Here is an 8,348-nt window from a genome sequence, read left to right on the forward strand (position 1 = left end):
CTGATGCAGCTGACCATTGAGAATGAGACCGCCCCCAAGACCAGTCCCCAAAATCAGAACTGACCCATTGTTTACACCAGCAAGACCACCATTCCAAAACTCTGCCAAGGCCGCCGCCTTGCCATCATTGAGTACGATGGCTGGAAGTCCTGACAGTTCCTCAAGAAAGGTTTGAGCAGGAAATTCATGAAGATAGGGCAGGGCTCCACCATAGTAGATCACTCCCTCAGCCGTATCTACCTTACCGGGACAAGACAAGGCAATCCCAAAAAGATCACCTGCATACTGCTTGTAAATCTCTGTTAAGGCATTCTCAAAATCCTGACGCCCCTGGGCCTTCTCTTCAGCGGTGGACTGAAAGGAAATGGCTGGTGTCGGACGCGAAGCACTGTCAAGCACTGCTCCCGTCTCATCCATCAAGGCATATTTAATCAAAGTCCCACCGACATCGATGGAAAGATAGTGTTTTTGCATAGTTCTATCCTTTTTAAAGAGCCAGTAATGCCAGCCCATAAAGAAATTTGAAGATTTTTTATCTGGATAGTTTATTTATTATTACTCTGGTGAACTTTTCGTGCTTCCAAATCTTTAATAATTGAAGGATACTCATTATCAAGTTTATAGAACCAAAGAATAACAAGAGACACAATTGTGATAGCTAGAGGGATATAGATGTAGGCTACATTTACTGAACTGATTGCTGATGCTGATTGAACAGCTGCCGAACCATCATAACCTCCTGCTGCCATAACCCAACCGAGAAGTGCTCCGCCAAGACCCGAACCAACCTTTGATCCAAATGAAGATGCTGCATTAGCTAAGCCAGCAGTACGTATTCCTGTTTTCCACTCGCCGTATTCAATAGTATCAGATAACATCCCCCACATACAGGAAGCTGCAAACCCATTACCAATCCCTTTGATAACATTTGCAATTAATATCAGTTCATATCCTCCTTGAGCAATGGCAAGCGCGACATAAGATACTCCTGTAATTCCAATACCAATAAAGAAGGCATTGCGCTTACCAATCTTTTTCGTTAACGGAGCCACAAAAAACATTGTTGCAATCTGAGCTATTGTTCCTGCATTACCTAAAGGAGTCACTAAGTTCTGATCATTTAGAACAGCTTTGGCAAAATACACTGCCGAGCCACCATTTACAGTCAAGGACAAATATAGGAAGAAGATTAATCCAGCCATCATCAGCCAATATTTATTACGAAAAAGAGCTCGGAATTCATCTTTTACATTGATTTTAGAAGCTTCATTACTCTCAATAGAGTCTTCAACAACACGTTCGTGAGTAAAGAAGAAATTAAAGAGGAATATGGCAATAGTCATCAGTCCAAAGACAAGAAAAGTCATCGTCCACGCACGCGGTGTGTCTCCAAAGAAATGAACTACTTTCAAAGTAAATGTATTAATGAACAAGGTTCCAGCAGTCGCGAGCAACATGCGGAAGGTGCCCAAGAGAGTTCTTTCATACTGGTTTTGTGTCATCATCGCATTCATCGTAGCATAAGGTACATTAATAGCAGTGAAAATGATGGTTGACACTAAATTATAACTTAAGAATACATAAACCATCTTGAAAGTATCTGTTGCATTTGCAGGAACCGAGAACAAGATAACTGCAGAAATTGCATATGGCATACACATCCAGAGCAACCAAGGTCTTGCTTTACCGAATTTGGATTTCGTCCTATCAACAATTAATCCCATTAAAATGTCACTAAATCCATCAAAAATTCTTGAGATGAGCATAATAGAACCGACTACACCAGGATTAACATTAACAACATCCGTATAATAGAAAACCAGGAAAACAGATATTGCAGAATAAACAATGTTGCCTGCAAAATCCCCCGAACCATATGCAAAGCGTTCAATAAAACTTAGTTTAGATTGTGGGTCAGCATCATAATTGATACCTAATACATCTTTTTTTATAGCCATAAAATAACTCCTTTTTTATTTAATTGTTTCAATAATGTCTAGTCCCCAAGGTTCGAGTTGAACAGTCTGTGTCTCACTGATGACAGCCTTGCTTAACAAGGAAACTCCACTTACAGGGGATTGAACTTCAATAATCTGGTTAGAATAATTCAGGATATAAGTAATGGTGTTACCATCATCATTTGAACCTTGTTTTACAATAATCGGAAATTGATAGCCAGATAAAGTGTAATCAAATTCTTGAGCCAAAATAGTTGATAGAGCCTGATTAAAATCTGATTGATCTAGCATACAAGCGATATAAGCTGCTTTCCCTTCACCATACTGATTGATGGTTATAGCTGAAGCTGGGTTGGCTTGACTCCGACCATAATGGGCCAATGATTTTGCAGTATCAACTTTTAAATACTCCATAAAACCTCGAACAGTTACGGTCTTATCAAACAAATCTCCTTCCAGAACTTGACCTGTTGGTACAGTAAATTGATTGTAGGTCATGCCAAAAACTTTTTCGAGATATTTGGGTGTTCCATCATGGGAAATTTTTACATGTTCATTTGCTACTGCTGTTTTAAAACTAGCTAATAGCTTGCCACCCCGTAATACAAATTGTTCTAACTCCTGATATACTCTATCAGGTGCTGCATATAGAGCTGGTACTACTAGAATTTCATAATCTAACCAGCCCTCATGATCAGGAGATACAATGTCTACTTCGATATTAAGCTGATAAAGCGCTGAGTAGTACTGACGAACGATATCATTATAGGTCAGTGTTGATTGAAAAGCTGCATTGAAATCAACAGGGAACCACTTCAGGGCTGTTAAAGCCTCATTGCTCACAACCAAAGCAACACGATTGTTTTTTTGGAGATTGACTAATTTGGGAGAAAGCTCAGCAAGTTCCTTACCAATTACTTTTGCTTCATTATAAGTATCATTTTCTCTAAAATCATGACTCAACAATCCTTTCCAGTAGCTCTCTGCTGAGTTATGAATGGAGTGCCAATGCCAATACATGACGGCATTTGCTCCTGAAGATAAGTGTGAGTATGCTTGCAAACGTAATTGATTCCTAAAAGGTGTCCACGCTGGAAATCCTTGAGCTTGAGTTTCAAGGACTAGATAATTGTCTTTCTTTAAGTTACGAGTGCTATCTCCTCCAAAAGCAATTTCTTGTCCCGTTAATTCATCCTGGGTAGGGTGGTAAATATCACATCCTGCCAAAGTGATTGCCTTTGCTGCCTTAACATGATTTACCTCAGGCTGAACCCCATAAGAATAACCTCGCCACTCAAAGTCAAAATTTTGTGTGATAAATTGGTCGTCACGCTTATACTCAGAAACAATATCAGCCTGCCACTGCAAAAACTTATCTACAAGCAATCGTTGAAATTTTTCGAATTCTGCTCCGTAGCTACCATTTATGGTCCCATTAACATCAGGTAATTGTTCCCATGAATCGATACGATTACTCCAATAATCTAAGCCAAATTCATGATTGAGCTTATTTAAATCATGATCAAATTCTTCCTTAAGATAGGACACAAAATCATTTTGAACATTCTTGCTTGAGGTCCCGTATGCTTTGGTTTCATTATCAATTTGAAAACCAATGACATGTTTGCGGTGAGCAGTCACTTCCATAAGTTTGCGAATAATTCGCTCAGCATACTTAAGGTAGGTTGGATTAGTAATATCCATAGACTGACGCATACCATAAAGTGAGCGACCTGCCCCTTTACGATAAACCATCACTTCTGGATCAAGTTCAACCAGCCAATTTGGTACTGCATAGGTCGGAGTGCCTATAATGACTTGTATATCAGCCTTCTCCATTTCATCTAAGACATATTCAACACTTGAGAAATCAAAAACACCAGGAGATTTTTCATATGTTGACCATGTAGACTCCGCAATTCTTACGGTATTAATTCCCGCTGCTTTCATCATGACAATGTCTTCTTGTAGTCTATCATAAGGTAAATACTCATAATAATAGGCTACCCCATAAATAATTTTTTCCATATGTACTCCTATTCAAAAACTATTTCTTTAATGTCTAAGCTGCCACTTCCTTCAAAGATTAGATAAAGTGCTGTTTTATCAATAATTGGTAACTTTCCAGTTCCCTCAACTTTATGCCAATCTCTATCTGAAGTAACATCCACAACGGCAAGTGGTTCTTCCTCTAAGCTAAATTTGACCAAGAGTTTTCCTGTAGCTTCACCTCGGATTACTAAACTGATTGTAGTTTCACTTTCAAAACTAAAGTATTTATAAGCTGTCCAAGCTCCTGATTGCAAATTACAAATGTACTGACTAATGATTTCATCACCATCAGGTTCTTCTTGGGTAAAACATGGATGATAAAGTTGCTCATCACCCTCAACTTCTACACTTTTCTTAGCTCCATCAGGGCCAACCAAATAGCAAGCAATAGAAGCTGGATAACTTCCTTTCCCTAATAAAGGTCCACCGTTGAGCCCACAACTGGTCAATTCAGCAAACCCAAAACGACTAGTTATTGGATCATAGCTAATTTCTTCAGCAATCCCCTGTCGGGAAAATTCAGTATAGTCTGTTTGCCGATGCCCAAAAACATAATATTTCCCATTTACATGTTCAATAGAACCGTGATTGTTCCCCCAATAAGCAACAGGCTCTGTTCTTCCTCCCGGATTTCCAAATTCACCATTTGAATGAAGAGAGCCTCCGTAACGAAAACCTCGATCAGGAAAATCACTAATTGCATAAGCTAATTCATGACTTAAGAACGAAGAATAAATAAAATAATACTTTCCATTGAATTTCCGGATTGAACTCGCCTCATAGAATTCATGACCTTCAAAATCAGTACCCTGTCCATCCCAAACATTTGGAATAATTTGCTTAGGTTGTGATTTTAAAGTCAACATGTCCGACTCCAACTCAACCACATGATTGCCTCGTTCCCCCAATTGATAACCGAATAGTTCTTCAACTTTCTCTATCAATTCATCCTTAGCAGCAAATCCTGTATATAACCATACCCGTTGTTCATCATCAACTAGCACCGCTGGATCAAACTGAAATGGATCGCTTGGAACTGAACCGTAAATAGTACCATCAGCATGTTGAACAGCGCCATAATATTCAAAAGGGCCCGATGGGCTATTAGATACAGCAACTGAAACTTGACTGAGGAAGTCCAAACCATAGTATAAATAATAGCGACCATCGATCCCCTGAACAACATCCGGAGCAAACATACTCATTTCTCCACTCTTGTTTGCTGGGTCTTGGGTCTTATGATAACTAACTCCCTCATATCTCCAATCGCTTAAATCATTAATCGGTGCTGAGTAGCATACGTAATCATTTAAACAATACCACTGACTACCAAAGCAATCATGACTGCCATAAATATAAAGACGTTCACCAAAAACTTTAGGCTCTCCATCCGGAACGTATTCATTTAAAGGCAAATAGGGATTAAACACTTGTTTTTTCATAATCAATCCTCCTTAAAACGCTTTCACAACGGAATTATAAAACGTTTTCATGGCATTTTATATTATTTTTTTACTTTTTTTGTTACAATACAATTATAAATTATAAGATTAAGGATAAGAAAACTATGATTTCAAAAAATCCTTTATTAAGTTATATATCAAAAACTCTTCATGTCCCAATTGTGGAATATAATAAAGATCATATTTTAGCAGTCTATAATGAAAATCGGGAACTAGCTGACACTTTAGATTTAAACCATTTAAATCATGCAATTTTTCTAACCAATTCTTATCAGCCCTGTCCATATATCTGTCAATCAAAAGATCAGGTGCTCTTGACATATATCTTTGGGAAACACTCAAATATTCTTATTGGGCCCTGTATGGCTGAAAGCAATTTTTCAATGACTCACACTCTCCCTTTTGATTGCAACTTAACAACTAATCTATTGTCACAAACTCAACTTGATAAACTGGTTGAATTATCATGCCTTTTATTTAACTGTGTTAATTCAGACAATGTTACTACTCATGAGTGCCTTACCTATAATCTTGTAACATCTTTAGATTTAACAAAATATAATATGACCGATCAGTATTTTCAAGGTCAAGAAAATCGCTTAAAACATAATTCCTACTTTCAAGAAATTAGAGAATTCACAAGTATCGAAGAAGGAAATCTTTTAAAGTTACAAGAAAGTTGGAATGAAGACTATGGTGGAGAAGTTGGTACGCTAGCTGACGATGAACTTCGTAGCTTTAAAAACCTTGGCATCGTCATCATCACTCTAGCAAGTCGAGCTGCAATGAGAGGTGGTTTAAATCCTGAAATTTCTTATACATTAAGTGATCAACTGATTAAAGAAGTTGAAAAACTATCTAGTCCTAGTGATATTCAGCAATTTATTCGACAAACTGAAATCGAATATACACTTTTAGTCAGACAACATAAAAATGAAACTAAACAAACTAGAATTATTGATTCTACCTCAGAAATAAACTTCTCCCACCCATTGGTCAAAAAAGCCCAACAATATATAGGACTCCATCTCCATCAACAAATTGGAACCCCCGATATTGCTGAATCATTGAATTGTTCAGTATCTTACTTGGCCTCGCTATTTAAATCCGAACTAAACCTTACTATTCAAAATTACATTATTACTGAAAAAATACATTACGCTGAACTATTGTTGACCTATTCCGATAAAACAATTGATGAAATTGCTACCAGTCTAGGATTTTGTAACCAAAGTTATTTTGGTAAGATCTTTAAAAAACATACTCAGTATACACCTCTTAAATTTAGACAAAAATTTGGAAAATAAGAAAAAGTAGCATACAAATCAAATAATGCTACTTTTTCTATTTCTCTATGCAAAAAATATACACTGTAGTCAGGAGAACAATATTTAGCCTACAGTGTTTTTTGAATACTAAAGCATTTTCATTGTATGCTAATAAACGAGTGGGTGCTATACCAGCCACAATAGCTTCATCTATTGTTGGTTTTGATATAGAAAAAGAGAGCTAGTATTGGACAATTCCAATTCTATGCTCTCACTTCTACAATTCGAGTATACCATAGTTTTGGAATTTCTCAAAGGAGAAAAACTATGAGCATTACAAAAACAACAAATGGCACGTATCAAATAGATATCAGTTCTGGCTACAGTCCAGTTACTGGCAAACAAAAACGTATTAAGCGTAAAGGTTTCAGAACGAAAAAAGAAGCTCTACAAGCCGAACAAGAAATTCGGCTCGTAGAATTCCATGAAAATCGGTACGGCACAACCATTACACTCAACTCACTCTATCAATTGCTTAAAAAGGAGGATACGCTAAACAACCGAAAAGAAAGTTATATCAATAGACAAGAAAATAACTACAATCGACATATAAAGACTTATTTCAATGAAGTAGATGTCAAAACCTACGCTGATTTTTATGATTTCAGAGAACACCTCAAGCAAAAGTCTCACAAAAGAGAAAAGAACAAGGGGTTGAGCAATAATACAATAAACAAAATTATCATTCTACTGAAAAAAATTATTGATGTAGGTATCAGAAAAGGATATTACAGAGATAACCCAGTCAAACTACTTCGCAAATTGCCAACTAGCAAAAAAGAGATTAGCTATTGGACAATCCAAGAATTCCAACAGTTCAAATCGCTATTCACTCCAGAAGAGTACCCTATTCAACTATTCTTTACCATTCTGTACCTCACAGGTCTACGATTAGGAGAAGGATTAGCCTTGACCTGGGCTGATGTGGACTTCCATAAAGCTACTATACGCATAAATAAGACAGCTCACAGAAGAAATGGTAAAAATATTATCGATACACCTAAGACAAGTAGCTCCAATCGTATCATATCAATCAATAGAAAGCTACTAGAAGAACTAGCAGAATGGCAGAACAGACAAAAAGAACTACTTTCTGATTTTACGAAGGATTTCAATAATCTTCAAGTCATTCAAAGTCAACCAATCGAAATAGGTAAAAATACGATTGAGAAAGTCTATAAACAAGTTCTCAAACGTGACAGTAGTCTAAAACCAATCCGAATTCATGATTTTAAGCACTCACACGCTTCTCTACTTATCAACCAAGGAGAAGACTACCTCATCGTAAAAGAACGGCTAGAACACTCTTCTATTACGACTACGATTGATACCTATTCCCACCTCTATCCAAGTAAACAAAAAGAACTAGCTGATAAACTAGACTGTCTTTATTTATATAAGGAAACGATAAGGAATCATAGCTAAAAAATAAGGAATTTTAAGGAATTCTGGCTCTATAATTTCTGTAGTGGGTAGCTCCCCTGCAGAGATTATGGAGCCTTTTTGAATGTAGAAAAAAAGTCCCATATGACCTATAATGAAAAGCG

The 8,348-nt window shown here is 37.0% G+C and carries 7 protein-coding genes; 3 read left to right on the forward strand and 4 right to left on the reverse strand.

The window, feature by feature from the left end; all coding sequences use genetic code 11:
* The 4 genes from ACFORF_RS03885 to ACFORF_RS03900 all read right to left on the reverse strand — a co-directional run.
* On the reverse strand, positions 1-474 hold a 474-nt coding region (locus ACFORF_RS03885), incomplete at its 3' end, for an ROK family protein (RefSeq protein WP_380425663.1).
* Positions 475-545: 71 nt separating this feature from the next.
* Positions 546-1,958 (reverse strand): MFS transporter, encoded by a 1,413-nt coding sequence (locus ACFORF_RS03890; RefSeq protein ID WP_380425665.1) that lies wholly within the window; start codon positions 1,956-1,958, stop codon positions 546-548.
* A 15-nt stretch (positions 1,959-1,973) separates the two neighbouring features.
* Positions 1,974-3,986, reverse strand: a complete 2,013-nt coding sequence (locus ACFORF_RS03895) for a beta-galactosidase (RefSeq protein WP_380425667.1) — start codon at positions 3,984-3,986, stop codon at positions 1,974-1,976.
* Between the two features lie 8 nt (positions 3,987-3,994).
* Entirely contained in the window at positions 3,995-5,452 is a 1,458-nt protein-coding gene (locus ACFORF_RS03900) for a family 43 glycosylhydrolase (protein WP_380425669.1), read from the reverse strand.
* 125 nt (positions 5,453-5,577) lie between these two features.
* On the opposite strand from ACFORF_RS03900, the gene ACFORF_RS03905 reads away from it, so the two are divergent.
* From ACFORF_RS03905 to ACFORF_RS03915, 3 genes are all read left to right on the forward strand, one after another.
* Positions 5,578-6,780, forward strand: coding sequence for a helix-turn-helix domain-containing protein (locus tag ACFORF_RS03905; protein ID WP_380425671.1), 1,203 nt, complete (start codon positions 5,578-5,580; stop codon positions 6,778-6,780).
* 47 nt (positions 6,781-6,827) lie between these two features.
* On the forward strand, positions 6,828-6,986 hold the full coding sequence (locus ACFORF_RS03910) for a DUF3173 family protein (RefSeq protein ID WP_380425673.1): 159 nt from the start codon (positions 6,828-6,830) through the stop codon (positions 6,984-6,986).
* Between the two features lie 82 nt (positions 6,987-7,068).
* Positions 7,069-8,226 carry a site-specific integrase gene (locus ACFORF_RS03915; protein ID WP_380425675.1) on the forward strand — a complete coding sequence of 386 codons (1,158 nt, stop codon included), beginning with the start codon at positions 7,069-7,071 and terminating at the stop codon, positions 8,224-8,226.
* Positions 8,227-8,348: the final 122 nt, after the last annotated feature.

This window comes from Streptococcus caprae, assembly GCF_042649745.1.
In the GTDB taxonomy this organism is placed as follows: domain Bacteria; phylum Bacillota; class Bacilli; order Lactobacillales; family Streptococcaceae; genus Streptococcus; species Streptococcus caprae.

Coding starts and splice junctions, on each gene's coding strand:
- ACFORF_RS03910 (WP_380425673.1), top strand. CDS start 6,828: ATGCAAAAAATATACACTGTAGTCAGGAGAACAATATTTAGCCTACAG.
- ACFORF_RS03895 (WP_380425667.1), bottom strand. CDS start 3,986: ATGGAAAAAATTATTTATGGGGTAGCCTATTATTATGAGTATTTACCT.
- ACFORF_RS03905 (WP_380425671.1), top strand. CDS start 5,578: ATGATTTCAAAAAATCCTTTATTAAGTTATATATCAAAAACTCTTCAT.
- ACFORF_RS03900 (WP_380425669.1), bottom strand. CDS start 5,452: ATGAAAAAACAAGTGTTTAATCCCTATTTGCCTTTAAATGAATACGTT.
- ACFORF_RS03890 (WP_380425665.1), bottom strand. CDS start 1,958: ATGGCTATAAAAAAAGATGTATTAGGTATCAATTATGATGCTGACCCA.
- ACFORF_RS03915 (WP_380425675.1), top strand. CDS start 7,069: ATGAGCATTACAAAAACAACAAATGGCACGTATCAAATAGATATCAGT.